32 protein-coding genes and 1 tRNA gene are annotated in these 24,954 nt (G+C 72.6%); 17 read left to right on the forward strand and 16 right to left on the reverse strand.

Annotation, left to right across the window (positions count from 1 at the left end; translation table 11 throughout):
* Positions 1-11: 11 nt before the first annotated feature.
* Positions 12-650 (reverse strand): GNAT family N-acetyltransferase, encoded by a 639-nt coding sequence (locus tag ACSJD1_RS13450; protein ID WP_438855798.1) that lies wholly within the window; start codon positions 648-650, stop codon positions 12-14.
* Between the two features lie 32 nt (positions 651-682).
* The gene (locus ACSJD1_RS13455) at positions 683-1,171 is read right to left on the reverse strand and encodes a nitroreductase family deazaflavin-dependent oxidoreductase (protein ID WP_438855799.1); all 489 of its coding nucleotides are present in this window, start codon (positions 1,169-1,171) and stop codon (positions 683-685) included.
* Positions 1,172-1,276: 105 nt separating this feature from the next.
* On the opposite strand from ACSJD1_RS13455, the gene ACSJD1_RS13460 reads away from it, so the two are divergent.
* From ACSJD1_RS13460 to ACSJD1_RS13475, 4 genes are all read left to right on the forward strand, one after another.
* Entirely contained in the window at positions 1,277-1,753 is a 477-nt protein-coding gene (locus ACSJD1_RS13460; protein WP_438855800.1) for a MarR family winged helix-turn-helix transcriptional regulator, read from the forward strand.
* On the forward strand, positions 1,750-2,406 hold the full coding sequence (locus ACSJD1_RS13465; RefSeq protein ID WP_438855801.1) for a hypothetical protein: 657 nt from the start codon (positions 1,750-1,752) through the stop codon (positions 2,404-2,406). The genes ACSJD1_RS13460 and ACSJD1_RS13465 overlap by 4 nt, the downstream gene beginning before the upstream one ends.
* Positions 2,407-2,540: 134 nt before the next feature.
* Positions 2,541-2,614, forward strand: a tRNA-Pro gene (locus ACSJD1_RS13470).
* A gap of 90 nt (positions 2,615-2,704) precedes the next feature.
* Positions 2,705-3,541: an NUDIX hydrolase gene (locus ACSJD1_RS13475; RefSeq protein ID WP_438855802.1), complete on the forward strand. Its 837-nt coding sequence runs from the start codon at positions 2,705-2,707 to the stop codon at positions 3,539-3,541.
* Positions 3,542-3,559: 18 nt separating this feature from the next.
* On the opposite strand, the gene ACSJD1_RS13480 is transcribed toward ACSJD1_RS13475, so the two are convergent.
* Both ACSJD1_RS13480 and ACSJD1_RS13485 read right to left on the reverse strand, forming a co-directional pair.
* Positions 3,560-4,378 (reverse strand): 2-oxo acid dehydrogenase subunit E2, encoded by an 819-nt coding sequence (locus ACSJD1_RS13480; protein WP_438855803.1) that lies wholly within the window; start codon positions 4,376-4,378, stop codon positions 3,560-3,562.
* Positions 4,379-4,391: 13 nt separating this feature from the next.
* Complete coding sequence (locus ACSJD1_RS13485; protein WP_438855804.1) at positions 4,392-5,945, reverse strand: carboxylesterase/lipase family protein; 1,554 nt, start codon at positions 5,943-5,945, stop codon at positions 4,392-4,394.
* Between the two features lie 114 nt (positions 5,946-6,059).
* Here ACSJD1_RS13485 and ACSJD1_RS13490 point away from each other — a divergent pair, with 114 nt between their 5' ends.
* The 5 genes from ACSJD1_RS13490 to ACSJD1_RS13510 all read left to right on the forward strand — a co-directional run bounded on the left by ACSJD1_RS13490 (position 6,060) and on the right by ACSJD1_RS13510 (position 10,266).
* The gene (locus ACSJD1_RS13490; protein WP_438855805.1) at positions 6,060-6,644 is read left to right on the forward strand and encodes a mismatch-specific DNA-glycosylase; all 585 of its coding nucleotides are present in this window, start codon (positions 6,060-6,062) and stop codon (positions 6,642-6,644) included.
* 102 nt (positions 6,645-6,746) lie between these two features.
* A complete protein-coding gene (locus tag ACSJD1_RS13495; protein WP_438855806.1) occupies positions 6,747-7,178 on the forward strand; it encodes an ArsR/SmtB family transcription factor in 432 nt (143 codons plus the stop codon).
* Positions 7,175-8,833 (forward strand): SulP family inorganic anion transporter, encoded by a 1,659-nt coding sequence (locus tag ACSJD1_RS13500; protein ID WP_438855807.1) that lies wholly within the window; start codon positions 7,175-7,177, stop codon positions 8,831-8,833. Before ACSJD1_RS13495 ends, ACSJD1_RS13500 begins: the two co-directional genes overlap by 4 nt.
* A gap of 163 nt (positions 8,834-8,996) precedes the next feature.
* Entirely contained in the window at positions 8,997-9,164 is a 168-nt protein-coding gene (locus ACSJD1_RS13505; RefSeq protein ID WP_438855808.1) for a hypothetical protein, read from the forward strand.
* Positions 9,165-9,348: 184 nt separating this feature from the next.
* Positions 9,349-10,266 carry an aggregation-promoting factor C-terminal-like domain-containing protein gene (locus tag ACSJD1_RS13510; RefSeq protein WP_438855809.1) on the forward strand — a complete coding sequence of 306 codons (918 nt, stop codon included), beginning with the start codon at positions 9,349-9,351 and terminating at the stop codon, positions 10,264-10,266.
* Positions 10,267-10,290: 24 nt separating this feature from the next.
* Here ACSJD1_RS13510 and ACSJD1_RS13515 read toward each other — a convergent pair whose 3' ends face one another.
* Complete coding sequence (locus ACSJD1_RS13515; protein ID WP_438855810.1) at positions 10,291-10,809, reverse strand: MarR family winged helix-turn-helix transcriptional regulator; 519 nt, start codon at positions 10,807-10,809, stop codon at positions 10,291-10,293.
* Between the two features lie 40 nt (positions 10,810-10,849).
* On the opposite strand from ACSJD1_RS13515, the gene ACSJD1_RS13520 reads away from it, so the two are divergent.
* The 5 genes from ACSJD1_RS13520 (at position 10,850) to ligD (ending at position 14,927) form a co-directional block, all read left to right on the forward strand.
* Positions 10,850-11,836: a DMT family transporter gene (locus tag ACSJD1_RS13520; protein ID WP_438855811.1), complete on the forward strand. Its 987-nt coding sequence runs from the start codon at positions 10,850-10,852 to the stop codon at positions 11,834-11,836.
* A gap of 31 nt (positions 11,837-11,867) precedes the next feature.
* Positions 11,868-12,938 carry a YihY/virulence factor BrkB family protein gene (locus ACSJD1_RS13525; protein WP_438855812.1) on the forward strand — a complete coding sequence of 357 codons (1,071 nt, stop codon included), beginning with the start codon at positions 11,868-11,870 and terminating at the stop codon, positions 12,936-12,938.
* An 80-nt stretch (positions 12,939-13,018) separates the two neighbouring features.
* On the forward strand, positions 13,019-13,573 hold the full coding sequence (locus ACSJD1_RS13530) for a nitroreductase family deazaflavin-dependent oxidoreductase (protein WP_438855813.1): 555 nt from the start codon (positions 13,019-13,021) through the stop codon (positions 13,571-13,573).
* Between the two features lie 10 nt (positions 13,574-13,583).
* Positions 13,584-13,862, forward strand: coding sequence for a DUF2277 domain-containing protein (locus tag ACSJD1_RS13535; protein WP_438855814.1), 279 nt, complete (start codon positions 13,584-13,586; stop codon positions 13,860-13,862).
* A gap of 36 nt (positions 13,863-13,898) precedes the next feature.
* Entirely contained in the window at positions 13,899-14,927 is a 1,029-nt protein-coding gene (gene ligD / locus ACSJD1_RS13540; RefSeq protein ID WP_438855815.1) for a non-homologous end-joining DNA ligase, read from the forward strand.
* Positions 14,928-14,930: 3 nt separating this feature from the next.
* Here ligD and ACSJD1_RS13545 read toward each other — a convergent pair whose 3' ends face one another.
* Together ACSJD1_RS13545 and ACSJD1_RS13550 are read right to left on the reverse strand one after the other, a co-directional pair.
* Complete coding sequence (locus tag ACSJD1_RS13545) at positions 14,931-15,572, reverse strand: GTP pyrophosphokinase (RefSeq protein WP_438856037.1); 642 nt, start codon at positions 15,570-15,572, stop codon at positions 14,931-14,933.
* Between the two features lie 191 nt (positions 15,573-15,763).
* A complete protein-coding gene (locus ACSJD1_RS13550) occupies positions 15,764-16,168 on the reverse strand; it encodes a YchJ family protein (protein ID WP_438855816.1) in 405 nt (134 codons plus the stop codon).
* A gap of 169 nt (positions 16,169-16,337) precedes the next feature.
* Between ACSJD1_RS13550 and ACSJD1_RS13555 the strand changes: the two genes are divergently transcribed.
* Positions 16,338-17,222, forward strand: coding sequence for an aggregation-promoting factor C-terminal-like domain-containing protein (locus ACSJD1_RS13555; RefSeq protein ID WP_438855817.1), 885 nt, complete (start codon positions 16,338-16,340; stop codon positions 17,220-17,222).
* Between the two features lie 45 nt (positions 17,223-17,267).
* Here the strand turns inward: ACSJD1_RS13555 and ACSJD1_RS13560 are convergent, their stop codons facing one another.
* The 9 genes from ACSJD1_RS13560 to idi are packed head-to-tail and all read right to left on the reverse strand — an operon-like array spanning position 17,268 to position 23,685.
* On the reverse strand, positions 17,268-17,558 hold the full coding sequence (locus ACSJD1_RS13560; protein WP_438855818.1) for a GNAT family N-acetyltransferase: 291 nt from the start codon (positions 17,556-17,558) through the stop codon (positions 17,268-17,270).
* A gap of 36 nt (positions 17,559-17,594) precedes the next feature.
* Positions 17,595-17,966, reverse strand: a complete 372-nt coding sequence (locus tag ACSJD1_RS13565; RefSeq protein WP_438855819.1) for an RNA-binding S4 domain-containing protein — start codon at positions 17,964-17,966, stop codon at positions 17,595-17,597.
* Between the two features lie 41 nt (positions 17,967-18,007).
* Positions 18,008-18,910, reverse strand: a complete 903-nt coding sequence (locus ACSJD1_RS13570; RefSeq protein WP_438855820.1) for a prenyltransferase — start codon at positions 18,908-18,910, stop codon at positions 18,008-18,010.
* Positions 18,907-19,239 (reverse strand): lycopene cyclase domain-containing protein, encoded by a 333-nt coding sequence (locus ACSJD1_RS13575; protein WP_438855821.1) that lies wholly within the window; start codon positions 19,237-19,239, stop codon positions 18,907-18,909. Before ACSJD1_RS13575 ends, ACSJD1_RS13570 begins: the two co-directional genes overlap by 4 nt.
* The gene (locus ACSJD1_RS13580; protein WP_438855822.1) at positions 19,236-19,592 is read right to left on the reverse strand and encodes a lycopene cyclase domain-containing protein; all 357 of its coding nucleotides are present in this window, start codon (positions 19,590-19,592) and stop codon (positions 19,236-19,238) included. Before ACSJD1_RS13580 ends, ACSJD1_RS13575 begins: the two co-directional genes overlap by 4 nt.
* Positions 19,589-21,205: a phytoene desaturase family protein gene (gene crtI, locus ACSJD1_RS13585; protein WP_438855823.1), complete on the reverse strand. Its 1,617-nt coding sequence runs from the start codon at positions 21,203-21,205 to the stop codon at positions 19,589-19,591. Before crtI ends, ACSJD1_RS13580 begins: the two co-directional genes overlap by 4 nt.
* Positions 21,202-22,107, reverse strand: a complete 906-nt coding sequence (locus tag ACSJD1_RS13590; RefSeq protein ID WP_438855824.1) for a phytoene/squalene synthase family protein — start codon at positions 22,105-22,107, stop codon at positions 21,202-21,204. The genes crtI and ACSJD1_RS13590 overlap by 4 nt, the downstream gene beginning before the upstream one ends.
* Positions 22,104-23,150 carry a polyprenyl synthetase family protein gene (locus ACSJD1_RS13595; protein ID WP_438855825.1) on the reverse strand — a complete coding sequence of 349 codons (1,047 nt, stop codon included), beginning with the start codon at positions 23,148-23,150 and terminating at the stop codon, positions 22,104-22,106. Before ACSJD1_RS13595 ends, ACSJD1_RS13590 begins: the two co-directional genes overlap by 4 nt.
* Positions 23,143-23,685, reverse strand: a complete 543-nt coding sequence (idi, locus tag ACSJD1_RS13600; protein WP_438855826.1) for an isopentenyl-diphosphate Delta-isomerase — start codon at positions 23,683-23,685, stop codon at positions 23,143-23,145. Before idi ends, ACSJD1_RS13595 begins: the two co-directional genes overlap by 8 nt.
* A gap of 158 nt (positions 23,686-23,843) precedes the next feature.
* Here idi and ACSJD1_RS13605 point away from each other — a divergent pair, with 158 nt between their 5' ends.
* Positions 23,844-24,311 (forward strand): NUDIX domain-containing protein, encoded by a 468-nt coding sequence (locus ACSJD1_RS13605; protein ID WP_438855827.1) that lies wholly within the window; start codon positions 23,844-23,846, stop codon positions 24,309-24,311.
* 9 nt (positions 24,312-24,320) lie between these two features.
* Entirely contained in the window at positions 24,321-24,941 is a 621-nt protein-coding gene (locus tag ACSJD1_RS13610) for a CDP-alcohol phosphatidyltransferase family protein (RefSeq protein ID WP_438855828.1), read from the forward strand.
* Positions 24,942-24,954 lie beyond the last annotated feature (13 nt).

Consider the following 24,954-nt stretch of genomic DNA (forward strand, 5'->3'; position numbering starts at 1 on the left):
GCAGGTGATGCTCAGCCGAGCGGATGCTGCATGACCACCCGGTGCGGCTTCGGCCGCGCCACCTCGCTGAAGCCCGCGGCCTCGAACATCGACACGGTGCCCGGGAACAGGTCGGCCGCCGGCGGCTTGGTGCGCGCCGTCGGGTCGACCGCGTACGCCTCGAGCAGGGTCGCGCCGTGCTGGCGAGCGGCCTCGACCGCCGCAGCCGCGAGCGCGCGACCGACGCCGCGACGCCGGTGGGCACGCGGTACGACGAAGCAGGTGACCGCCCAGATCGACGGGTCGTCGAAGTCGTCGTCGGGCGAGGCCGATGCGACCTGGCTGTGAGGGAGTCGCTCGAGCGCGCTGCGCGGCTCGACCGCGCACCACCCGACGGGCGTCTCGCCGTCGTAGGCGATGAGGCCCGGCCCGGTGCCGGGCGCGGACAGCTGCTCCTCGAGGCGGCCTCGGAGTTCGTCACGGGTCGCGGACTCCCACCGCGAACCACGCAGCTTGTACCACTGGCACCAGCAGGTCGCGGGATCGCCGCGGGTGCCGAACACCGCTTCGACATCGGCGAACGGCACCGTCGATGCCGAGACCACCCGCAGGTTCGCGGCGGAATCGTCGGCTGCGGCGGCAGGGTCGGCAGGAGTGGCGGCATCGCTCATGGGGCGACGCTAACGCGAGCCGGCGACATCCGTCACACCCGTCGTGGATCGAGGCGCAGCGCCCTGAGGTCCTGCGCGAGGACGCGCAGGTCGTCGGGGTCCGCGGTGAACGCCTCGCCGAGCGCCGCCTTCCCGAGCATGGCGGCGGCGCGCGGGTATCGGCGCTGGTAGTCGGCGAGCAGCACGACACGGGCGTCCTCGTCGAGGTCGACCGCCAACGCCTCGAACCGCCGCGATCGCCAGTCGACGCGCACCTCCGGGCGCGCGGTCGCGTTGCGCCACCAATCGGTCTTCGCCCCGCGGCTCGCGACCACCCAGAGGGTCGGCGGACCGGATGCCCCGGCCGCGGCCTCGCGCCTGACGACCTCGAGCACGGTGCGTCGTGGGATCCCGCTCGTGCGTCCGACCGCGGTCAGCATGAGGAACCGGCCGCCCATGAGCCAGCCCAGGTGCGCTCGATACAGCGCCGACGGCGCGCGGTAGAACCAGGCGAGCAGGGGACCGGGCTTGGACATCGCCATCCCGCCACAGTAGGGCGTGGCGCCCCGCAGACCCGACGACGGCACGCTGCTGCTGCGCGACCCGAGAGATCGTGCATCAAGGTGATAGTGAAGTACCATCACGATATGGACGTCCCGCTGACCGTACTCGATCGACTCCTCCAGATCAGCGATCTCTTCCAGCGCGACCTCGCCCGCGAGTTCGCCGGCACGTCGCTCACCCCGGCGCGGACGCGCGTGCTCTGGGACCTCGTCCACTCCGGCCCCTCCTCACAGCACGCCCTCGCCACCCGACTCGAGGTGAGCCCGCGCAACATCACGGGCCTCGTCGACGCGCTGGAGGCGTCCGGCTACGTCCGGCGCGAACCGCACCCCGGCGACCGCCGTGCCGTCCTCGTCTCGCTCACGCCGTCGGCCGCCGAACTGATGCACGAGATGCAGCGCGACCACGCCGAGCTCTCCGACACGCTGCTCGGCGCCGTCGCGCCGGCCGACCGCGACGCATTCCAGCGCGGCGTCGGCGCCGTCGCCGACCGGCTGCGCGACCTCGTCGAGACGGCGGAGGCCGGCCGGACCGCGGCCCGCGCGGGAGTCGAACGGTGACCGCCGACGTCGATCGCGCCCCCGCGGCATCCGTCGCCCGCCGTGTCGGCGGCGTCGCTGTACGAGCCCTGAAGCTCGAATTGCGCATCTACGCGAGCATCGGGCGCCTCGTCGCCCGGCGGCCGGCGATCGCGCCCGGCGCCGCCGGGTTCGGCTACCACGCCCCGGTCGTCACGATCCTGTGGATCTTCATCGTGCTCTCGGCCGTCGAGATCCCCGTGCTCGACCTGATCGTGCACCGCTGGCCCGTCGTCAGGATCGTCGTGCTCGTCGTGGGCATCTGGGGCCTCACGTGGATGTTCGGCCTGCTCGCCGCCTACCTCATGCGCCCGCACACGGTCGGCCCCGAGGGCATCCGGGTGCGCGAGGGCCTCGAGACCGACGTGCTGCTCACCTGGGACGACGTCGCCTCGGTCGCTCGCGTGAAGCGGATCGACGAGCCGAAGTCGCCGAAGATCACAGAAGTGGATGGCTCGCGCACGCTGTCGCTCCGGATGCAGCACGAGACCGCCGTCGCCATCGAACTCGAGCGGCCGACCCTCGTTCGACTGCCGGTCGCGGCGCCGAAGGGCGGCGAGCAGCTCGTCGACGAGGTGCGCATCTGGGTGGACGACGTCGACGGATTCATGGCCGCCGTTCGGCAGCACATCTGAGGCGCGCTCGGCTTCGGTCGGCGCGTCTGGGCGGGCGCTCGCCGGTGCGCCGGTGTGCCCGCCCGCGTGCACGAGCACCCCTCCGGATGCCGCTATGATGGTCGAGTTGCCTTCGACGGAGACGCTGAGGGCATCGGGCTGTGGCGCAGCTTGGTAGCGCACTTGACTGGGGGTCAAGGGGTCGCAGGTTCAAATCCTGTCAGCCCGACCGAATGGAAGTCCCGGCGGATCGAATCCGCCGGGACTTCTGCGTTCCGGCCGTGATCCCGACCACCGCGCGCCCCCGTATGGTGAGGCCATGGAGATCGTCCCGGCGGCCGGCGCCGTGATCACCGACGACGACGGTCGCGTGCTGCTCGTCAGGCGCGGTGCGCCGCCGCAGCGCGGCCGCTGGTCGGTACCGGGCGGCCGTCTCGAACCGGGGGAGTCGTTCGCGGATGCCGCCGCGCGCGAGGTGCTCGAGGAGACCGGGCTGCGCGTGGCGGTCGGACGCGAGCTCTGGCGCCTCCGACTCCCGGCCGGGGACGCGCGGGAGTTCGACGTCCACGACTTCGCGGCGACCGTCGTCGGCGGTGCGCTCGCCGCGGGCGACGACGCCGCGGACGCGCGCTGGTTCGCGCCCGACGAGGTGCACCGGCTGCGCGTGACGACGCACCTCGTCGAGTACCTCAGGCGGGCCGGCGTGGTCGCCCCGCTGCCGCACGTCGACGAGCACGTCGACGAGGTGGCGGCCGGCCGCGAGCTCGTGTGGACGGCGCTCGTCGAGGTCGTGTCGCGGGCGGCATCCGCTCGGTTCGCCCGCATGCTGGGTGCGGAGGACGTCACGCGCGACGGCCCGGCCGTGCCGGCCGTCGGGGCGACCGTTCCGGGCTTCCACGTCGTCGTCGCCGAGCCGCCGCAGCGGCTGTCGCTCGCGGGGCGGCACCGGTACTCCGACTACGAGCTGAGCTTCCGGGTCGATGCGCTCGGGCCCGGCCGGAGCCTCCTCCGCGCGGAGACCAGGGCGATCTTCCCGGGCCGGCGCGGCACCGTGTATCGCGCCGTGCTGATGGGGCTCGGCCTGCACCGGGCGGCGACGCGACGGATGCTCCGTGCCGTGCGCCGACGCGCCGAGGCTTCCGCCCGCACGACCTGAGGCGCCCCGCGGATGGCGTCAGTCGAGGACGGACGCGGTCTCCACGAGCCGGCGCAGCGTCTCCGTGAACCGCGAGGCGGGGGCGCCGTCGATCAGGGCGTGGTCGAAGCTCAGCGTGATCGGCAGCATGCGGCGTGCGACGATGCGGCCGTCGCGGACGACCGCACGATCGGCGACGCCTCCCACGGTGACGATCACGGTCAGCGGTGCGAGCGGAACGGCCCAGCCCCAACCACGCGAGAACATGCCGATCGAGGTCACCCCGATGGCCGGACCGAACGCGGCGGCGATGCCCGGAACGGTTCCGGCGACGCGGATGGCGGTGCGCCGGAGCGGCCCCGGAAGCGCCAGGATCGCGCGGATCGGACCCCGTGCGCGATGATCGGTGCCGGGTCCGAGCTTCACCTCCCGCAGCAGCGCGGTGATCGCGGCCGGCGTCATCAGGTCGGCATCGTGGACCGTGACGACGTCGAGCACGGCGCGACCGGAGGTGCGACGCTCGACCGTCGCACCGATGTCGACGTGGTCGAAGGCGAGGATCCGCCCGCCCGTCCGGCGCACGTTCACGTCCGGATGCGCCGCGACCGCCCGGGCGAGCGAGGCGACCACGAAGCCCGTCCACGACACGTGCGGGTCGGCGACCGCGAGCCGGGCGGCGGCCTCGCCGACATCGAGCTCGACGAGCGCGTGCACCTGGAAGCGCCGATGCGCGCTCGCGAGGCGGTCGAGCACCGGGCGGCGCTCGCGGGGGATCGGCCGGAGGGAGTAGCCCCGGCGCTCCCGGCCCTCGGTTCGGGGCGGGTCCGGCACGCCGCCTCGGGTCGGGGCCGTGCTCACCGCACGCCGCCTCTCACCGCACGCCCGCCCAGAGGTCGCGCTCCCACGCTCGCGGGTCGACCACGACGCGCGACTCGACGTCGAACCGCATCGTCGCGCGCAGTTCCGCGTCGTACCGGGGCCAGTGCTCGCCGGGGTCGCCGGAGGTGGCGAACGCGACCCATGCGCCGTGCATCGCATCGGCGAGCGCTCGGGGAGGATTCGGGCCGAGCATGGGGCCGAACAGCGGCGTGTCGGGGGAGAGCGTGTCGAACACGAAGGGGATCTCGAGCGCGTGCACCGCGCCGAGCCCGGGCGAGGGCCAGGCGAACTCGTACATGTAGGTGCGTCCGCTCCCGGGCAGGTGGGCGTCGGCGAGGCGGATGGCGGGGATCCGCATCCACCAGTCGGTCTGGACCGAGGCGAGCACGTCGCCCGGCGCGGCGGGACCATGCCGATCCCGGTACGCCGCGAGCGAGGTCTCGACCGGCAGGTCGTACGCCGCCAGGGATTGCGAGCCGTACCGGGACACCGCTCCGGTGAGGATCTCGTCCGTGATCCGCCCGAACGCGCCGCTCACCATGAGCCACAGGCGCCAATCGTCGACGTTCGTGCCCACGATCACGTCGACCTCGCTCGCCGAGCCCGCCGCGATGCGCTCGATCGGCGCACCGGGGATCACGTCGCCGTCGACGACGGGCTGCCACGGCATGGTCGTCGCCACGACCGGCATCCCCCACCGATCGGGATCGGGGTGCGCCATCACGTCGGCCTTCAGGTCGGCCTGCGCCGCGAGCAGGCGCGGCACGCCGACCGACGCGATCCCCTCACGGGTCGCGGGGACGCCCAGTCGCTCGGCGAGGCGCTCCGCCACCCGCGACGCATCGGCCCGGGAGATCGCGTGGTGCGCGGCACCGCTCTGCAGGATCGCCCGCCGGAACAGTCCGGCCGCGGCCGGCATCGCCAGCAGCATGCCGATGCTCATCGCCCCCGCCGACTCGCCGAACACGGTCACGTTCCCCGGGTCGCCGCCGAACGAGGCGATCCGGTCGCGGACCCACTCGAGAGCCGCCACCTGGTCGAGGAGCCCGCGGTTCGCATTCCCGTCGTCGAAGGCGAGGAAGCCCTCGGCGCCCGGTCGCCAGTTGATGACGACGCACACCACGCCGTCGCGGGCGAACCGGCTCCCGTCGTAGGCGGCCGTCGAACTGAGCTCGAACATGCCGCCCTGGATCCACACCATCACCGGCAGCCGCACCGCGCCCGGATCAGGCGTCCAGACGTTCAGGTTCAGCACGTCCTCCGCGGGCGCCGCGTGCTCGAGGCCGGCGAACGCCTCGTCGACCCCGCGCCAGTCCTCCGACGCTCCTGCCGCCGCGCCGCCCGTCGGCGGGGGAGCGACCTGCGGCGGCTCCGGCCCGAGCGCACCGGCGTCGCGGACGCCGTCCCACGGTTCGACCGGTCGTGGCGGGAGCAGGCGGTTCGCGCCGAACGGCGGAGCCGCGTACGGCACCCCGAGGAAGGCGTGCACCCCGTCGACGACCCTGCCCCGCACCGCGCCCTGGTCGGTCCTGACGACCGTGTCCATGTTCTCCACGCTGCACCCGGCGGGCGCGCGCGTGCGGGGCGAAGGTCCCGCATCGGGTGCGCACGCCCGCGCAGTAGGCTGCGCGTGCATCCGTGCGTGGGAGGAGGTTCCGCCGTGGGCTTCACGCGCGCCGAACTCGAGTCGTACCGCGACGCGAGCGTCGACGATCTCATGCCGGAGCACCCGCGGCTCGTCTTCGTCGGCATCAACCCGGGGCTCTGGACCGCCGCGACCGGCACCCACTTCGCCCACCCTGGCAATCGCTTCTATCCGGCGCTGCTCGCCGCCGGCATCCTCCCGCGGCTACCGCACGTGGCGAACGGCATGAGCGACGACGACCGCCGGATGCTCCTCGACGCCGGCATCGGCATCACGAACCTCGTGCACCGCGCCACGGCCCGCGCGGACGAGCTCGACCGGAGCGAGCTCCGCAAGGGAGCCGCGCGCCTCGAGCACGATGTCGCGGCGTGGCGTCCGCTCGTCGTCGCCATCGTCGGCGTCACGGCGTACCGGCAGGGATTCGACCGTCCGAGGGCCCGCGTCGGGCGACAGGACGAGCGGATCGCGGGTGCCGAGCTCTGGGTCGTGCCCAACCCGAGCGGGCTGAACGCCCATGCGACCGTCGCGGACCTCGCACGGGCGTACGGCGAGCCCGCGCTCGCCGCCGGCGTCATCGCCGCACCGCCGGCGAGCGGCTGACGCTCGGCCGTGTCGACGACGGACCTCGTCTTCGCGCGTCGCACCGATCGCGGATGAGCGCATAATGGATTGATGGATTCATCAATCCATGGAGGAGTCAGCATGTTCACCGACGCCAGCAGGCCGCTCTACGAGGTCAAGGCCAACCTGTTCAAGGGCCTCGCGCACCCGCTGCGCGTCCGCGTGCTCGAGGTGCTCGCCGCGGCGCCCGACGCGGACACGCCGGTGGCCGTGCTCCTCGAAGCGACGGGGCTCGAGGCCTCCCACCTCTCCCAGCACCTCGCCGTGCTCCGCAACAACCGGCTCGTGACCGCGGAGCGCCGCGGCAACCAGGTCTCCTACCGACTCGCCTACCCGCAGGTCGCCGATCTCCTCCGCGTGGCCCGGGCACTGCTCGGCGAGATCCTGCAGGCCACCGAGCGTCAGCTCGTCGAGCAGGCGGGCCTGCCCGACATCCCCGCGCGGGCGACGGCGACGGATGCCGCGGCCGCCCCGATCGCCGAAGACGCGACGGCGCCGGCGGCCGGGTCATGACCGCGGCGACCGTGCACCGCGGCGCACGAGGCATCCGATCGCTGCTGCCCGGCGTCGCCGACTACCGCGGCCTCCGCCGCACGTGGAAGGGCGACCTCGTCGCCGGCGTCACCGTGGGGATCGTGGCGCTGCCGCTCGCGCTCGCGTTCGGCGTGAGCTCCGGGGCCGGTGCGGCGAGCGGGCTCGTGACGGCGATCGTCGCAGGGGTCGTCGCCGCGGAGTTCGGCGGTTCGAACGTGCAGGTCTCCGGGCCGACCGGCGCGATGGTCGTCGTGCTGGCGCCGATCATCGCCGAGCACGGCCCGGGCGCGCTGGCGGTCATCGGACTCCTGGCCGGCGCGATGGTCCTCGTGGCCGGCGCGCTGCGGCTCGGGCGCGCCGTGACGTTCATCCCGTGGCCCGTGATCGAGGGGTTCACGCTCGGCATCGCGGTGATCATCTTCCTGCAGCAGGTGCCCGCCGCCGTCGGAGTCCCCGCGACGGCGGGCGCGAATGCCGTGGCCGGCGCCGTGAACGCGCTGCTCGGCGCATCCTGGCCCGACTCGGCGTGGTCGATCGCGGTCGTCGCCGCGGTCGCCGCGATCATGCTCGTGGCGCCCCGCATCCATCGGCTCGTGCCGGGCTCGATCGTCGCCATCGTCGTCGTCACCGCGGTCGTCGCACTCGCCGGAGCGCCGGTCGCCACGATCGGGGCGCTGCCGAGCGGCCTCCCGGCGCCGACGCTGCCCGCGTTCGACCCCGCGACGATCCTCGCGCTCCTGCTGCCCGCGGCGACGGTCGCCGCCCTGGCCGCGATCGAGTCCCTGCTCTCTGCGCGGGTCGCCGCATCCATCTCCGACACCGGCCCGTACGACGCCGACCGCGAGCTCGTCGGCCAGGGGCTCGCCTCGATCGCCTCGGCTCTGTTCGGCGGCATGCCGGCGACCGGTGCCATCGCGCGAACGGCCGTGAACGTGCGCACCGGCGGACGCACGAGGCTCGCGGCGATCGTGCACGCGGTGCTCCTCGCCGTCATCGTCGCCGCGGGGGCCTCGCTCGTCGCCTCCGTCCCGCTCGCCGCGCTCGCCGGCGTCCTGATGGTCACCGCTGCGCGCATGATCTCCATCGCGACCGTGCGATCGGTCCTCGGTTCGACCCGGGCCGACGCAGTCGTGTTCGTCGCGACGGCTGTCATCACGGTCAGCGTCGACCTCATCACCGCGGTGCTCGCGGGCATCGCGGTGGCGGCGTTCCTCGCGCTGCGCGCGCTCGCCCGGTCGAGCGGCGTGCATCGGGAGGAACTGCCGGGACCGGCGGAGGCCGGCGACGAACGCGTCGGGCTGTTCCGGCTCGAGGGCGCCCTCTTCTTCGGCGCGGCCGAGCGCATGCTCGAGCGCGTCGGGGCGATGCGCGACGTCGACGTCGTCATCATCCGGATGTCGCAGCTCCAGATCCTCGATGCGACCGGGGCGCAGGTGATCACCGAGCTGGTCCAGGCGCTCGAGCGACGCGGCGTGACCGTGCTCGTGAAGGGGATCCAGGCCCGGCACCTCGAGCTCGCCCGCCGGGTGGGCGTCATCGACTCGCTCCGGCACCGGAACCACCTGTTCGACGACCTCGCGAGCGCGGTCGCGCACGCGCGCAGCCACGTCCGCCGGGCGTCAGCGGCGATGTGACGATCGGGGTCGGTCCGACGTACGATCGAGGCACGCCGGCCGGGGCGCTCGGGAGGGAGCACCACTGGCCACCTGGCATCCGATCCTCGCCGCCGACGAACCCGAACCGGGGCGGTGGCGGCTCGTCGACTCGCTCGGCCGCGAGTACGGCCGTGTCGACATCGTGCGCCTCGGCGGCGACGTGCGCTACCGCGCCGAGTTCGAGGGGCGACTCCTCGGATGGGGCACGACGCTGCGCGGCGCCTGCGAGCGCGTGCACCTGGCGTTCGTGCGCTCGCACGGCCCCGGGGAGTGGCAGGGGTACCCCGATTTCTCGCGTGCCGAACCATGAGGATCCCCCTCTCACGGAGGTGAGCATCCGTCGACTGTTCGGATGACTTTCACAGGGAATGGGCACGACTCGTGGAGAAAGGGTGTGCAGACTGGCGACTTCGCCGCGGCGACCCCCATTTCCAGCACCGAGACGAGAACCGCGACGCGCGAGGACAGCACCTCGGGCGTCGCCACGAGATTTCATGCGCAACCAGAACAGTTCCCCCAGCACCACCCCGACCACCCACGACGAGACCGTCGACGCCACGCGCGCCCGGGTCCGTCGGACCCGTCGCAACCGGCGTGCCGCGTGGATCGCCTCCGGCGCCGTCGTCGCGATCGGCGCGATCGTCGGCTCCGGCTTCGCGGTCCAGTCGGCCGTCGCCGACCAGGAGCGTCGCATCGCCGAGACCGCGGCGATCGCCGAGGGCGCCGACCGCGGCATCGACCAGCTCGACGCGGCCGGCGGGCTGCTCGAGGCCCACGCCGTCAAGACGGCCGAGGACACGCTGAAGGCCGCCGACGTCACGATCGCGAAGGCGAAGGGCAAGGCGGATGCCACCGACCTCGCCTCCTCCGTCGCGAGCCTCTCCGACTACAGCTACCTGGCGCCGGAGCGCGTCTTCGAGCTCGCGAGCCTCACGTCCGCGAAGGTCGACGACGTGACGGCGAAGGTCGCCGAGTTCGACAAGAAGGCCGCCGAGAAGGCCGCTGCCGAGAAGGCCGCCGCCGAGAAGGCCGCTGCCGAGGCCGCCGCCGCGGCCGCGGAGCAGTCGGCTGCCGCCACGCCGTCGTACCCGAGCGGCCCCGCCAACCCGAGCGGTGCGCAGGCGACCGCCCGCGACCTCATGGCCTCGATGTACGGCTGGGGCGGCGACCAGTTCGGCTGCCTCGTCGACCTCTGGAACAAGGAGTCGGGCTGGAACGTCTACGCCCAGAACCCCTCGAGCGGCGCATACGGCATCCCGCAGGCGCTGCCCGGCGACAAGATGGCGACCGCCGGTGCCGACTGGGCGACGAACGCCGCCACGCAGATCAAGTGGGGCCTCGGCTACATCGCCGGTCGCTACGGCACCCCGTGCGGCGCGTGGTCGCACTCGGTGTCGGTCGGCTGGTACTGACCCCGGGTCCGATCGGACCCCCGCTCACCCGGTGGCCGACGGCGTCTCGAACGCCGACAGCCACCGGGTGAGCACCCGTTCGAGCACCGCTCGTTCGTCGGCGTCGATCGCCGCGAGCAGGCGGTGCTCGTTCGCCATGTGCGCCGTCACGACCTCGTCGATGAGCTCCCGGCCGCTCGGCGTCAGCGCGATGACCCGACCGCGCCCGTCGATGTCGCTCGTGCGTCGCGTGACGAGTCGGCGCGCGACCAGCCGGTCGACGCGCTTGGTGACGGCACCGCTCGTCACCATCGTCGAGGCCGCGAGATCGCCCGGCGTGCGTTCGAAGGGCGTGCCGGCCCGGCGGAGCGTGGCGAGCACGTCGAACTCGCCCTCGGAGAGCCCGAACCGGTCGTAGACGGCGACCAGCTCGTCGGTGAGCGCGTTCGCCAACCGGTGCAGGCGGCCGATGACCCCCTGGGGGGAGACGTCGAGGTCGGGGCGCTCGCGGCGCCATTCCCGCATGATGCGGGCGACCCGGTCGTCGGTGGCATCCGTCGTCATGTGGGCCATTGTATCTTCCATGGAAGCTATACTGTCTTCCATGGAAACTATATGGCGTCCGGTGGTCGTGACCGCGATCGCCCCGATCGCGTGGGGCAGCACGTACTGGGTCACCCGCGAATTCCTCCCGCCGGACGCCCCGCTGTGGGGGTCCGTCTTCCGCGCACTCCCGGCGGGCCTGCTGCTGTTCGCACTCAGGCCGCGGCGCCCCCGCGGAGCATGGTGGTGGCGGGCCGGCGTCCTCGGCGCCCTCAACGTCGGGGTCTTCTTCGCGCTCATCTACCTCGTGGCCCAACTGCTTCCCACGAGTATCGCCACGACGATCATGGCGACCTCGCCCGCGGCCATGATGGTCCTCGCCAGGCTGTTCGCCGGTGAACGGTTGAGGCTCGTCCCGCTCCTCGGCGCCGGGCTCGGCATCGCCGGCGTCGCGCTCCTGCTCGCCGGCGGCGGCGGCAGGGCGGCCCCCCTCGGCATCGGCGCGTCCGTGCTGGCGATGCTGCTCTCCTCGCTCGGGTACATCCTCGCCAAGCGCTGGCGCGGGGGCACCGACATCCTCTCGATCACGTCGTGGCAGCTGCTCGCCGGCGGCCTCCTGCTCCTTCCCACCGCGTTCGTCGTCGAGGGGGCGCCTCCGATGCCGGACGGCCCCGGCCTCGCCGCATTCGCCTACGTCAGCGTGATCGCCACCGCCGTGGCCTTCGCCGCCTGGTTCGCGGGACTCGCGCGCCTCCCGGCCGGCACCGTCGGCCTCGTCGGGTTGCTGAACCCGGTCGCCGGCGTGCTGCTCGGCGTGCTGGTCGCGGGCGAGCGGCTCGAGGGCTGGCAACTGGTCGGCCTGGCCGTCGTGCTCCTCGGGATCGTGCTCGGGCAGCCGGCGCTCCAGCGATCGCTCGCCCGGTTCGGGGAGAGCATGCCGCTCGTGTGGTGGCCCCGCAGGCACGCGTCGACGTCCGAGGCGGAATCGCATCCCGACGTGCCGTCGAGCGCCCGGATCTCGTGGGCGGCTCGCGCGTCAAGGCCGTGATCGGCCGCGGCTCGCTCGCTAGCCTGACGTGATGACCGAGCAGACGAGCGACGATCAGGCGGGGGAGCAGGCCGCCGTTGGCGGACTTCGCGAACGGATGACGCGGCTCGTGCAATGGGCGCTCAGCACGAAGCCCGCGCGCGCGTTCCTGCTCTACCAGGAGCAGCACGGGGCGATGCTCGCCGACAGCGTGACCTACCGCACGCTCTTCTCGGTGTTCGCCGGCACCTTCCTCGGGTTCGCCGTCGCGGGGATCTGGCTGGCCGGCAATCCCGACGCGATCGACGCGATCGCCGCCACGGTGGGAGGGGTCATCCCCGGTCTCATCGGCGACGGGGCGGTCATCGACCCGGAGGCGCTGATCCAGCCCATCACCCTGAGCATCGCGGGAACGCTCGCGCTCATCGGACTCGTCGGCGCCGCGATCGGCGCGATCCGATCGCTCCGGATCGCGCTCCGGCAGTTGGCCGGACGCCCCGACGACGACAGCTTCTTCCTCTGGCAGCTGCTTCGCGACCTCGCGATCGCGATCGGCTTCGGCGGTCTGCTGACGGCGGGGGCCGTCGTGACGGTCGTCGGCACGGGTGCGCTCGACGCGCTCGTCGACTGGCTCGGACGCCCCTTCGGCGGCGTCCTCTTCGACACCGGGTCGCGCGCGCTCTCGGTGCTCGTCGCGTTCGCGATCGACACCGTCGTCATCGCGGGCCTCTTCCGTTTGCTCGCCGGATTGCGCCCGAGCGCGCGTGCCCTCTGGTCGGGGGCCCTCCTCGGCGGCGCGGGACTGACCGTGCTGCAGGTGCTCTCGGGACTCTTCGTCGGCGGCGCGACGAGCAACCCGCTGCTCGCGTCGTTCGGCTCGCTCATCGCCCTGCTCATCTGGCTGAACCTGTCGAGCCAGGTCGTGCTCATCGCCAGCGCGTACGTCGTGACCGGCGTCGAGGAGGAACGTGATCGCGTCGCCGTCCGCTACGGCGCGACCTCGATGGCGTTGCGCCGGCTGAAGCGCGCCGAGCGGCGGGCAGCGGATGCCGCGGCGGAGGTCGCTGCGGCGCGCGACGCACTGCCCGGGGTCCACGACCCGGCCGCGCGCGACCGGCGCTGAGCGGTTCCGTCGACGTCGTCGGGTGCGCTGCGGTGCGGCCGGGCTCGCGATCGACGCACCCGGCCCGGCACACTGGTGGCGTGCCGACCGTGCTCCAGCTCACGCGCTCCATCGTCGCCCCGATCACCCGGACCGGGCTGTTCCGGCGGATCGCTCCCGTCCTGCTCCCGCCGGTGGAGGCCGTCCTCGGCACGCTGAGCGGCGGACGGCTGCAGCTGGCATCGCTGCTCGTGCCCTCGCTCGTCCTGCACACCGTCGGCGCCCGCACGGGCGTCGCGCGGGACGTGCACCTCATGTACACGCCCGACGGCCGGGGTCGGGCGATCGTCGCGGGCACCAGCTTCGCGCGGGACCGGCACCCGGGGTGGACCTACAACCTCCTGGCGAACCCCGACGCATCGATCACGGTCCGCGACCGTACCCTCCGCGTCCGTGCCAGCCCGATCCCGCCGACGGGTCGTGAGGCGGCGTGGGCTCGCATCGAGGCGCAATGGCCCGGCTACCGCGGATACGAGCGCGACTCGGGGCGCATCGTGCGGCTGTTCCTCCTCCGACCGGTCGCGGAGCTCGCCGGCCCTCAGGACGGCAGCTCGGTCGCCGGCGGTTCCCTCGACGCGTCATCCGCTGCAGATTAGGCTGCACCGCATGTGCAGGAACATCCGAACCCTCCACAACTTCGAACCGGCGGCGACGAGCGACGAGGTCCGGGCGGCCGCACTCCAGTACGTCCGGAAGGTGAGCGGTTCCACGCATCCTTCGAAGGCGAACCAGGCGGCATTCGACGAGGCGGTCGAGGAGATCGCGCACCTCACGCAGCACCTCCTCGACCACCTGGTGACCTCTGCGCCGCCGAAGGACCGCGAGGTCGAGGCCGCGAAGGCGCGAGCGCGAGCCGCGCAGCGCTACGCCACGGCGAGCGCGTGATCGCCGACGTCGGGGGAGCGCGGTAGCGTCGCCGACATGGCCCGCGACGCGACGACCCTCGAGATCGACGGACCCGACGGCGTGCGCGTCGTGCGGGTCTCCAGCCCCGACCGCGTCGTCTGGCCCGAGGTCGGCATCACCAAGCTCGAGCTCGCGCAGTACTTCGTCGCGGTCGACGGGGCGTTCGTGGCGGCCAACGGCGATCGCCCCGTCTCGCTCGAACGCTTCCGCGACGGCATCGGCGGCGAATCGTTCTTCTCGAAGAATCCGCCGAAGGGCGCGCCGGCGTGGATGCGGGACGTGATGGTCACCTACCCGAGCGGTCGCAGCCATCCGCAGCTCGTCATCGACGAGCCGGCCGGCGCGGTCTGGGCCGCCCAGATGAACACCATCGTCTTCCACCCGTGGGCCTCGCGGGCGAGCGCACCGGACCTGCCCGACCAGCTTCGCGTCGACCTCGATCCGCAGCCCGGCACCGGGTTCGACGATGCGGTGCCGGCCGCGTTCGCCCTGCGGGAGCTGCTCGCAGAGGTCGGGCTCACCGGTTTCGTCAAGACCTCCGGCAATCGCGGCATCCACGTCTTCGCGCCGATCGAACCCGTGCACGAGTTCCTCGACGTCCGGCATGCGGTCATCGCACTCGGGCGCGAGCTCGAGCGTCGCATGCCCGACCGCGTCACGACGGCGTGGTGGAAGGAGGAGCGGGGCGAGCGCATCTTCGTGGACTTCAACCAGGCCAACCGCGACCGCACGATGGCCGGCGCCTACAGCCCGCGGGCGCTGCCCACGGCCGCCGTCTCGTGCCCGCTCGAGTGGGAGGAACTGGAGGGGGCGGACCCGGCGATGTTCACGGTCCGCTCGGTGCCGGAGCGCCTCGCCGAGCGCGGCGACCCGTGGGCCCGCATGCACGCCGCGCCGGGTCGGATCGACGCCCTGCTCGACTGGTGGCGGCGCGACCTCGACGACGGGCTCGCCGAACTGCCGTTCCCGCCCGACTTCCCGAAGATGCCCGGCGAGCCGACGCGCGTGCAGCCGAGTCGGGCGCGCCGGCCCGACGCCGACTGAGTCTCAGACCTCGGTGAGCGCGCGGCGCGCGGGCGGCGGCTGGCCGTGCACCTGGCGATGCAGGCGTTCCATCCTGGCGTCGAGCTCGGCCGCGGTGCGCGCGGCGTCGGTGAGCTGGTCGAGGAGTTCGTCGGGAACCATGCGGTCGAACTTGTAGTAGATCTTGTGCTCGAGGCTGGCCCAGAAGTCCATCGCGATCGTGCGGATCTGCACCTCGACGGCGACGGGATGCGCGCCGGTCGAGAGGAACACCGGGACCTCGACGATGAGGTGGAGGCTCTGGTACCCGTTCGCCTTGGGCTCCGCGATGTAGTCCTTCACCTTGACGACGCGCACGTCCTCCTGTGCGGTGAGGAGTTCCGCGATCCGGTACGCGTCCGACACGAAGCTGCACGTGACGCGGACGCCGGCGATGTCGGTGATCGTCGACCGGATCGCCTCGAACGACGGTGCGATGCCCTTCCGGCGCATCTTGTCGATGACGCTGTCGAGGCTCTTCAGGCGGCTCGAGATGTGCTCGATCGGGTTGTACGAGTGCGCCTGGCTGAACTCCTCCCGCAGGATCGAGAGCTTGGTGATCACCTCGTCCATGCCGAACTTGTAGCGCTGCATGAACCGCTCGGTCTCGTCGCGGAGGGCGCGCATCTCATCGAGCGTCTGCCCGTCGATCGTGTCGAGGGTGCGCTGCGCCCGGTCGGTCAGCATCGGCTGCGGAGCGGGGCGGGCTGGCGGAGTTCCGTCGAGCGGCGTCACGCCCGCAACGCTACGGCGCGAACCTCGGTGTTCCCTCTGCGGGCGCGATGCGTCGCCGATGAGCGCTGGGGAGCGGGCGAGATTCAACGGTGGGCGTCGAGGTAGCGCCAGCGGTCCTCGCGGACGAATCGGCTCGTCTCCCGCTGCACCCCGCGTTGGCCGTCGTGCACGTACCGCGCGGCGAACTCGACGATGCCGTCGCGATCGAGCGGGCCGCCGCGTTCGGTGCGCACGATCTCGAGCGAGCGCCAGCGGAGTTCCGGGTCGAGTTCGAGGTGCTCGGGTCGGGTCGACGGATGCCACGTGGCGAGCAGGTACGCGCGGTCCCCGACCACGAACGCCGTGTAGCGGGAGCGGATCAACTGCACCGCCGTCGGTGCGGCGCCGCCGGCGAGCAGGGGCCCGCAGCATTCGCCGTACGCGTTCCCGCTTCCGCAGGGACAGCGGGCGTCGTCGGTCGGAGTCATGAACGTCCGGTCGGGATCCATGGGTCCAGTCTCACGCAGGCACGGTCATGGTCTGCCCAGCAGAAGTCGAGGTTTCGTTCAGAAAGACCGTGCAGAGTAGGGGACTCGTGCGCCCGGGCCCTCGGCTCGCGCCCGTCCATGCCCCAGCTCGGAGGGCCACCGACCCCCAGGATCCGAGCCCCCAACGCCTATGCAGTCTTCCAATCCGATCACGCCTGCCCCCACCGAGACCACCGGTACGACCGGCACCGCCGGGACCACCGGGATCACCGAGACCACGCCGTTCCGCACCGAGGCCGCGACCCGTCGTGCGACGCGACGGAACCGTCTCGTCCGACGTCGTCGCCTCATCCTCGCCGGTGCGCTCGTCGCCGTCGGCGCGATCGCCGGCACCGGGCTCACCGTCAACTCGTCGCTCGCGGCGCAGCGCGTCGCGGAGACCGACGCCCTCACCCAGTCCACCGGGCTCGCCGCCGAGCAGCTCGGCGCGTACGCCGGCGTCGCCGAGGCCAAGGTCCACGCCGAGGCCGAGGACACGCTCACGCTCGCCGCGGACACGCTCTCGGCCGTCGAGGGCAAGATCGACGCCGAGCCGCTCGCGTCGTCGGTCGCCACCCTCGGCGACTACGAGGTGCTGCCGATCGACGAGGTCCGCGATCTCACGCGATCGACCCGCGCCGAGATCCAGAAGGCCGAGGAGGCGGCGAAGGCCCACGACCAGGAGGTCGCCGCGCGCGAGGCCGCAGAAGCGCTGGCGCGCGCCAACACCCCGGAGGGCGCCAAGCAGACCGCCCGGGCCATGGCCGCATCCCAGTACGGCTGGGGCGAGGGCGAGTTCCAGTGCCTCGTGCAGCTGTGGACCAAGGAGTCCGGCTGGAACTACCAGGCCGAGAACGCCTCCAGCGGCGCGTTCGGCATCGTGCAGGCCCTTCCGGCCGAGAAGCTCGCGACCGCCGGTGCCGACTGGCGCACGAACGCCGCCACGCAGATCAAGTGGGGCCTCGACTACATCGCCCGCGGCTACGGCACGCCGTGCTCCGCCTGGGGGCACTCGCAGTCCGTCAACTGGTACTGAGCGCCGAGCACTTCGAGTGAGCCGTCGACCCGCGGGGTCGGCGGCTCACGTCGTCCTCGGATCCAGCAGCGCGCGTCGATCGGGGTGCCGGTCGAACCACTGCTCCACGTACCAGCAGCTCGGGACGATCCGCAGCTTCGACCGCGCCTCGACGTCGTCGACCGCGAACCGCACGAGTTCCGCCGCGAGGCCGCATCCACGGTACGGCGGGTTGGTGAACGTCCGCACGAACGCCACCGTGTCGCCGAGCTCACGGTAGTCGAGCACGCTCGCGACCTGCCCGTCGATGCGGATCAGGTACCGCCGGAGTTCGGGTTCGTGCACCACAGCCTTCACCCGCCCAAGGCTACGCCCGGCGGGGCGCATCATCGCTCAGCGACCGCGGAGGCGATCGAGGTCGCGTCGTTCGCGCTTGGTCGGTCGCCCGGTGCCGCGGTCGCGCAGCGGAGCGGATGCCACGGACTCGCGCGGTGGGGGCGCGGGCGTCCGGTCGTCGGCCGCCGCCGCCGCGAGCTCGGCCGACACGCGCTTCACGATCGGGCGTCGCACGATCAGGATCCGGTCGAAACCGTGCAGCCGGACGCGTACCTCGTCTCCGGGTCGGACGGGCTGCGCGGCCTTGGCGCGCTCGCCGTTCACCCGCACGTGGCCGGCCCGGCAGGCCGCGGTCGCCGCCGAGCGCGTCTTGCACACCCGGACCGCCCAGAGCCACGCATCCACGCGGGCCGAGTCGAGTTCCGCCACTCCGCCAGCCTACGGCCGCGGTGGAGGTCGCACGCGCCCCGTCAGCCCAGGAGCGCCCACCAGATCATCAGCATCGTCACGAGGAAGCCGACGACGTAGTTGATCAGGATGAAGTGGCGCCAGCCGCGGTTCGAGGCGCCGGAGTCGGCATCCGTCACCGAGCGGTACGGCCACGCGGCCCAGAGGTAGGGGAGCACGAGCAACGAGGCCAGCGGCCCCGGCCATTCGGTCGCGAGCATCAGGAGTCCCGCGACCGCCCACAGCCCGAGCGCGATCCGTACCGTCGTCGCGGCGCCGAACGCCGTGGCGATCGAGGAGATCCCCGCCTCGCGATCGGGAACGACGTCCTGGACGGCGCCGAACGCGTGGCTCGCCATGCCCCACGAGAAGAAGGCGATGAGCAGTGCGACGAGCGACCACGTGAAGTCGGCGCCGGCGACCGCGAGGCCGTAGACCGCCGGACTGACGAAGTGCGTGCTCGACGTGACCGAATCGAGCACCGGGCGCTCCTTGAAGCGCAGGCCGGGCACCGAGTAGGCGAAGACCGCGAACAGGCTGATCGCCAGCACGAGCCACGACCAGGGTTCGTCGGCCCCGCCGAGCCAGAGCATGACCGCCACGAGCGGTGCGGCGGTCACGATGCCGGACCAGACGACGGTGCGGTGCAGGCTCGGATCGAGCAGGGCCCCCTCGGCGCCGCCCTTCCTCGGGTTCCGCAGGTCGGATTCGTAGTCGAACACGTCGTTCACGCCGTACATCAGCAGGTTGTAGGGCACGAGGAAGAACAGCGTGCCCACGACGAGCAGGGCGTCGACCCGGCCGGTCGTGAGCGCGTACGCGGCGGCGAACGGGAACGCCGTGTTGATCCAGCTGACCGGCCGAGACGACAGCAGCACCTGGCCGGCCCGGTGCGCGATCCCCCCGCGGGTCTCCGCCGCGCTCATCGGTCGACCCCCTCGGTGCGGCCCGCACGCGCTCGAGTGCCGATGCCCCAGACGGCGGGAAGCAGCAGCACGCCGGCGAGCGGATACAGGAAGTCCTCGATCGGCGCGAGCCCGATCGTCCAGCCCGACCGGTGCGCGTCGTCGTACGCGACGATCCCGGTGCCGACGATGATCGAGTCGAAGACGGCCGTGAGGACCAGGAGGACCGCGGCGGCGATCGAGGTCGCGATCACCCGCCGCCGGAGCGCCGCACGTTCCCGAGGTCGCGCCGCCCACGCGGCGAACACGGCGACGGCGAGGAACGGGAGGCTGATCAGCAGGTACGTCACCGACGCTCCTCCCGCTCCGTTGCGGCGCCACGACGGTCGAGCACGGCGAGGGCGCGCTCGCCGCCGAGCACGAGGACGAGCGTGAGGTAGCACAGGAAGAGGAGGAAGACCGGCTCCTCGAGCGGAAGCTCCGGTGCGAGCTCGATCCCGGTCACGATCTCCGACGTGCCGCGGAAGAAGACCCCGGTGACGATGCCCGCCGCGTCCCACACGAGGAAGAACGCGACGCCCACGACGACGGCGACCGCCGCGGCCAGCGGTGCCCGCCAGAACACGAGGCGCCAGCGGGCGTCGATGAGCGCCATGCATCCGATGACGACGAGCAGGCCGGAGAGGTAGGCGAACGCCGTCATGCGACGGTCGTGGTCGGGTCGGCCGGCTCGTGAGCGCCCGTGCCGACGGGCTCCGCGAGTGGGCCGGGCGACCGGTCGCCGCGCACGCGCTTCAGGACGTTCTCGGCGCTGATCAGGCACATCGGCAGGCCGATGCCCGGAACGGTCGACCCGCCCGCGTAATACAGGCCGTCGACGCGCCGCGACCGATTCGTTCCGCGGAGCATCGCCGATTGCCGGAGCGTGTGCGCCGGGCCGAGCGCACCGCCCTGCCACGAGTTGAGGTCGGCGGCGAAGTCGGCAGGGCCCACCGTCCGGCGCACCACGATGCGCTCCTGCAGGTCGTCGAGGCCCGAGACCTCGGCGATCCGGCGGATGGCGCGGTCGGCGGTCTCCTCGACGAGGCGGTCGCCCGTGCCGTCCTCCCCGCCCCGTCCGATCGCCGGGTCGGCCGGCACCGGCACCAGGAGGAACAGGTTGGTGTCGCCGGCGGGTGCCACCGAGGCATCCGTCGCGCTCGGCATGCACGCGTAGAAGGATGCGGGATCGGGCACGTGCGGGTCACCGCCGAAGATGGCACCGAAGTTCTCATGCCAGTCCTCGGTGAAGAAGAGGGTGTGGTGCGCGAGGCCCGGCACCGTCCCGCGGATGCCGAGCATGGCCAGCACCGCGCCCGGGCCGGGGTTGCGGCGGCGCCACCAGGCCTCCGGATACGTCTGAGCGTGCCGCGGGAGCAGTTCGGTCTCGGTGTGGTGCAGGTCGGCGGCGGACACGACCCGATGCGCCGGGGCGACGACGCTCCGGCCCGATGCCGACCTGAAACGAGCTCCGGCGACGGCCGGCCGGGCACCGCTCGAGGACAACTCGATCGCCTCGACGCGCGCACCGGTGACGACGTCGACGCCTGCCGCGACCGCGAGCGCGGCGACGCGGTCGATGAGCTCGGCGAACCCTCCGCGCGGGTAGAACACGCCCTGCTCCAGGTCCATGTGGCTCATCAGGTGGTACATGGCGGGCGTCGCATCCGGCGAGGAACCGAGGAACACGGCCGGATAGCCGAGCACCTGCCGCAGACGACGATCGTTGACGGCGCGGGCGGCGAACCGCTCGAGCGGCGTCGTGAGGAGCGTCGCGAAGCGCCCCGCCTGCCGGAGGACCTCGCCGGAGAGCAGCGAACGGGGATCGTCGAAGTTCGTGTAGAGGAACCGCCGGCGGGCGACGTCGTACGCGGACGCCGCGGAGTCGAGGTAGCGCTCGAGGGCGGCGCCGGCTCCCGGCTCGATCGACTCGAACAGCGCGACGTTCCCTGCTCGTGTCGGCTGCACGTCGAGCGGCCGGTCGTGGCCGTCGGCCCACACGCGGTAGCCGGGATCGAGCTGCACGAGATCGAGCTCGTCCGCGGCGCTGCTGCCGAACAGGCGGAAGAAGTGGTCGAAGACCTCCGGCATCAGGAACCACGACGGTCCGGTGTCGAACCGGAACCCGTGGCTCGACCAGCTCCCCGCCCGGCCCCCGAGTTCGTCGCGTGCCTCCAGGAGGGTGACGCGGTGGCCGTCGCGCGCGAGGAGCGCCGAGGCCGCGAGCCCTGCGATCCCGCCGCCGATCACCACGATCCGTTCGGACGACCCGATCATCGTCGATTCCCTCCAGTGATGAGTGCTGATCGGACGGCGATCGCCAGCTTCTCGCCGTCCGGGACGCGGATCCGCGTCGCGATGATCTCGGAGGCCGGCGTGGCGCGGCATCGTGCCGACAGGCTCGCGAACAGGCCGTGCGCCGCGGCGACCGCGGTCCGCGCTCGGCGCGGGAGCTCGTGGAGCACGTCGCCCGCGATCGCGAGGTCGTGGTCGATGTCGTCGAGGATCGCGGTCTTGTCGGCCTCGGTGAACGCGTCGGGGTCGACGCCGGGGAAGTAGTTGCGCCCGAGCGTCCGCCAATCCATCGCCAGGTCGCGGAGGAAGTTGATCTTCTGGAACGCCGCGCCGAGGTGGACCGCGCCGCGCTCGAGGCGCGTACGCCGTTCGGGATCGACGGCGCTGTCGGCTCCAGGGACGTCGGCAGCGAGGAAGGTCTGCAGGCACATCAGGCCGACGACCTCGGCAGACCCGTGGATGTACGGACCGATCTCCTCCGGCGCGAACGGTGCCGGATCGAGGTCGCGCCGCATCGAGGCGAAGAAGGGCCTCGTGAGCTCCGTGCCGAACCCGGTCCCGCGGGCGACGCCCGCGAACGCGTGCACGACGAGGTTCGCGGAATACCCGCACGCCATCGCCCGCTCCGTCTCGGCCTCGAGCCCGTCGAGGACCTCGAGTTGCTCGTCGAGCGTCAGCCCGGCCTCGGCCGCGGCGCCGTCGACGACTTCGTCCGCGATGCGGACGAGTGCGTACACCGACCTGATCCGGCGACGGGACTCCGCGTCGAGGAGCCGGGCCGCCGCGCCGAACGAGGTCGAGTACCGGGCGATCACCGTGGCCGAACTCGCCTCGGCGGCCTCCGAGTACCGCTCCAGGAGGGTGGGGTCGTGCCGTCGATTCATCGCACCCGCTCCGTCGCGCGCTGCGCGAACTCGCCGAGCTCCGCGCGGAGGGCCTGCGGCAGTTCGGCGGCGTCGAGCTCGTATCGGGCGAGCGTGACGTGCTCGTGGGCGAGGGCCAGCGCTGCATCCAGCGCGCCGCAGGCCCGGAGCTCCTCGCGGAGTCCGGCGGCCGACTCGTCGTCGAGCGACGGGTCGCCCAGCCGCTGCCGGATGCTCGGCCACGAGGACGTCGTCGCGGCATGCGCGATGAGCGCGGTGCGCTTGCCCTCGCGGAGGTCGGCCGATGCCGACTTGCCCGTCACCGAGGGATCACCGAACACCCCGAGGACGTCGTCGACGATCTGGAAGGCGACTCCGGCGAGGCGGCCGAACCGGCAGAGTGCCGCCACCGCGGGCTCCGGCGCGCTCGCGAGCACGGCGCCGGCCGCGAGCGGCGCCTCGAACGAGTAGACCGCGGTCTTCTGCTCGAGCGTCGCGAGCACGCCCTCGAGCGCCGGCGTCGATCCGTCGAGCGTCGAGACCACGTCGGCGAGCTCGCCGGCCGCCGAGACGAACACCGCATGGTCGAGGATGTCCAGGAGCGACTCGCGGCAGGCCCGATCGACCGGGAGCATCGCGAGCTCGCGGTGCGCACGGCTGAGGGCCAGGTCGCCCGCGAGCACGGAGGCGGTCGACGCCCAGACCTCGCCCGCGCGTTCGTCGCCGCCGTGCGCCTGCGCGCGGGCCGCGAACCGCCCCGCCACGTTCGGCATACCGCGCCGGACCGTGTCGCGATCGATCAGGTCGTCGTGGATCAGGAACGCCGTGTGCAGCAGCTCGAAGGCGAGGGCCACGCGAGTGGCGAGCGCTCGTTCCGACCCGCCGAATCCGTGGTACGCCGACCACACCAGCCGCGGGCGGACGCGCTTGCCGCCGGAGCTCTGCTGCTCGATCGACTCCCACAGCGCCGTGTAGTGGCTGCCGTACGCGCCCGCCCGGTCCCGCGCGTCGGCGAAGAACCGGCGGAGCTCCTCGTCGATCGCGGAGTCGAGCAGTTCAGGCACGGAAGAGCTCCAGTTCCTTCGCCTGGAGCACGAGCCACGGGCTGAACGCCCACGGCGCTGCATCGGCGGCGGTGGCGAGGGCCCGCGGGTCGACCCAGCGGTACTCCGCGACCTCGCGCGGATTCGGGTCGGGCTCGCCGGCCGCGGTCGCGACGTAGACCGGGCACACCTCGTTCTCGACGATGCCGTTGGCGTCCGTCGCCCGGTACCGGAAGAGGGGCAGCGCCAGCTCGACGGTGTCGAGTTCGAGCCCGAGCTCGAAGTCGGCGCGACGACGCACGGCGTGCAGCAGCGGCTCGGCCGGCTTGGGGTGGCCGCAGAACGAATTCGTCCACACACCCGCCCAGGTCTGCTTCGTGACGGCGCGGCGCGTGATGAGCACCTCGCCGATCGGGTTGACGATGTGGCACGAGAAGGCGAGGTGCAGCGCCGTGTCGGGTCCGTGGGCCGCGCTCTTCGGGGCTCGGCCGATGGGCGTGCCCGACTCGTCGAGCAGGACCACCTCGTCCTCTACGGTCTCGGTCGTACGGTGCATGGCGGCCTCCTCGTCCGTTGGGCGATGCGACGAACCGGGGTTCGTGTCCCCGAAGCTAGCAGCGGGCCCCACCGCGGCGGAACAACCGAAAGTTGGACCGGGACCGCGCGGCGGCCGACGGATGTCGCGCAGGGCGGATCGTGCGTCATGCTTGACGGGTGACTGGCGAGAGCGGGGACGGCTGGGCCGAAGGCCCCGGCGGCGCCCGGTACTGGGGTCGGTACGGTGCGGCCGGCCTGCTGCTCGTCGAACCGAGCGGGTCGATCCTGCTGCAGCACCGGGCGGCGTGGAGCCACTTCGGCGGCACGTGGGGGATTCCCGGTGGAGCGCGCCATCGCGGCGAATCCGCTCTCGACGCCGCCGTTCGCGAGGCGACCGAGGAGACCGGGATGCCCGAGGGCATCGCGACCGCACGGTTCGAGAGCGTGCTCGACCTCGGGTTCTGGTCGTACACGACGGTCGTGGCCGACGCCGCGGAGCGGTTCGAGCCCCACCTGGCCGACCCCGAGAGCATCGCGCTTCGTTGGACGGCGCTCGGGGCGGTCGAGGGGCTCCCGCTGCATCCTCGATTCGCGGAGGCATGGCCCGCGTTGCGTGCCCGGCTGCAGGACGCCTCCGCTCGATAGGATCGAGACGTGGCCGAGAAGAGCACGGGGGTGTCGGATCGGATCTGGACGCTGCCCAACCTGCTGAGCATGCTCCGGCTCCTGCTCGTTCCGGTCTTCCTCGTCCTCGTGATCCTCGGCGAGTACATCCCGGCACTCGTGGTGCTCGTCGTGGCGAGCCTCAGCGACCTGCTCGACGGGTTCCTCGCCCGCCGGCTCGACCAGGTCACCCGGCTCGGACAGCTCCTCGACCCCGCCGCCGACCGCCTCTACATCTTCGCCGCGCTCATCGGCCTGGCCGCGAACGACCTGGTCCCGTGGTGGATCGTCGTCGTCATCGTCGCCCGCGACGTCTTCCTGCTGGTCCTCGGAGTCGTGCTCGCCAACCACGGGTACGGGCCGCTGCCCGTCCACCAGCTCGGCAAGGCGGCGACCTTCGCGCTCTTCACCGGCATCCCCGTCATCATGCTCGGGCTGGCCTTCCCGGTCCTCCTGCCGATCAGCGAACCCTTGGGATGGGCCATCACGATCTGGGGCGCGTTCCTCTACTGGTGGGCCGGCGTCATCTACGCGATCGAGACCGCGCGTGTCGTCCGCGAGACGCGTGCCTCCGGGCCACCGGCATCCGATACGCTTGAGCCGGGAGGTTAGCGGTGGCGGATTC

The organism is Agromyces excoecariae, assembly GCF_051715505.1.
Taxonomy (GTDB): Bacteria; Actinomycetota; Actinomycetes; order Actinomycetales; family Microbacteriaceae; genus Agromyces.

What these genes read in the sequence shown, in the direction of transcription:
- ACSJD1_RS13535 (WP_438855814.1), top strand. Translation starts at nt 13,584, where the DNA reads ATGTGCAGGAACATCCGAACCCTCCACAACTTCGAACCGGCGGCGACG.
- ligD (WP_438855815.1), top strand. Translation starts at nt 13,899, where the DNA reads ATGGCCCGCGACGCGACGACCCTCGAGATCGACGGACCCGACGGCGTG.
- ACSJD1_RS13545 (WP_438856037.1), bottom strand. Translation starts at nt 15,572, where the DNA reads ATGCGCGCCCTCCGCGACGAGACCGAGCGGTTCATGCAGCGCTACAAG.
- idi (WP_438855826.1), bottom strand. Translation starts at nt 23,685, where the DNA reads ATGCACCGTACGACCGAGACCGTAGAGGACGAGGTGGTCCTGCTCGAC.
- ACSJD1_RS13555 (WP_438855817.1), top strand. Translation starts at nt 16,338, where the DNA reads ATGCAGTCTTCCAATCCGATCACGCCTGCCCCCACCGAGACCACCGGT.
- ACSJD1_RS13525 (WP_438855812.1), top strand. Translation starts at nt 11,868, where the DNA reads ATGACCGAGCAGACGAGCGACGATCAGGCGGGGGAGCAGGCCGCCGTT.
- ACSJD1_RS13450 (WP_438855798.1), bottom strand. Translation starts at nt 650, where the DNA reads ATGAGCGATGCCGCCACTCCTGCCGACCCTGCCGCCGCAGCCGACGAT.
- ACSJD1_RS13590 (WP_438855824.1), bottom strand. Translation starts at nt 22,107, where the DNA reads ATGAATCGACGGCACGACCCCACCCTCCTGGAGCGGTACTCGGAGGCC.
- ACSJD1_RS13550 (WP_438855816.1), bottom strand. Translation starts at nt 16,168, where the DNA reads ATGGATCCCGACCGGACGTTCATGACTCCGACCGACGACGCCCGCTGT.
- ACSJD1_RS13460 (WP_438855800.1), top strand. Translation starts at nt 1,277, where the DNA reads ATGGACGTCCCGCTGACCGTACTCGATCGACTCCTCCAGATCAGCGAT.
- ACSJD1_RS13515 (WP_438855810.1), bottom strand. Translation starts at nt 10,809, where the DNA reads ATGACGACGGATGCCACCGACGACCGGGTCGCCCGCATCATGCGGGAA.
- ACSJD1_RS13570 (WP_438855820.1), bottom strand. Translation starts at nt 18,910, where the DNA reads ATGAGCGCGGCGGAGACCCGCGGGGGGATCGCGCACCGGGCCGGCCAG.
- ACSJD1_RS13510 (WP_438855809.1), top strand. Translation starts at nt 9,349, where the DNA reads ATGCGCAACCAGAACAGTTCCCCCAGCACCACCCCGACCACCCACGAC.
- ACSJD1_RS13455 (WP_438855799.1), bottom strand. Translation starts at nt 1,171, where the DNA reads ATGGCGATGTCCAAGCCCGGTCCCCTGCTCGCCTGGTTCTACCGCGCG.
- ACSJD1_RS13495 (WP_438855806.1), top strand. Translation starts at nt 6,747, where the DNA reads ATGTTCACCGACGCCAGCAGGCCGCTCTACGAGGTCAAGGCCAACCTG.
- crtI (WP_438855823.1), bottom strand. Translation starts at nt 21,205, where the DNA reads ATGATCGGGTCGTCCGAACGGATCGTGGTGATCGGCGGCGGGATCGCA.
- ACSJD1_RS13580 (WP_438855822.1), bottom strand. Translation starts at nt 19,592, where the DNA reads ATGACGGCGTTCGCCTACCTCTCCGGCCTGCTCGTCGTCATCGGATGC.
- ACSJD1_RS13500 (WP_438855807.1), top strand. Translation starts at nt 7,175, where the DNA reads ATGACCGCGGCGACCGTGCACCGCGGCGCACGAGGCATCCGATCGCTG.
- ACSJD1_RS13475 (WP_438855802.1), top strand. Translation starts at nt 2,705, where the DNA reads ATGGAGATCGTCCCGGCGGCCGGCGCCGTGATCACCGACGACGACGGT.
- ACSJD1_RS13485 (WP_438855804.1), bottom strand. Translation starts at nt 5,945, where the DNA reads ATGGACACGGTCGTCAGGACCGACCAGGGCGCGGTGCGGGGCAGGGTC.
- ACSJD1_RS13520 (WP_438855811.1), top strand. Translation starts at nt 10,850, where the DNA reads ATGGAAACTATATGGCGTCCGGTGGTCGTGACCGCGATCGCCCCGATC.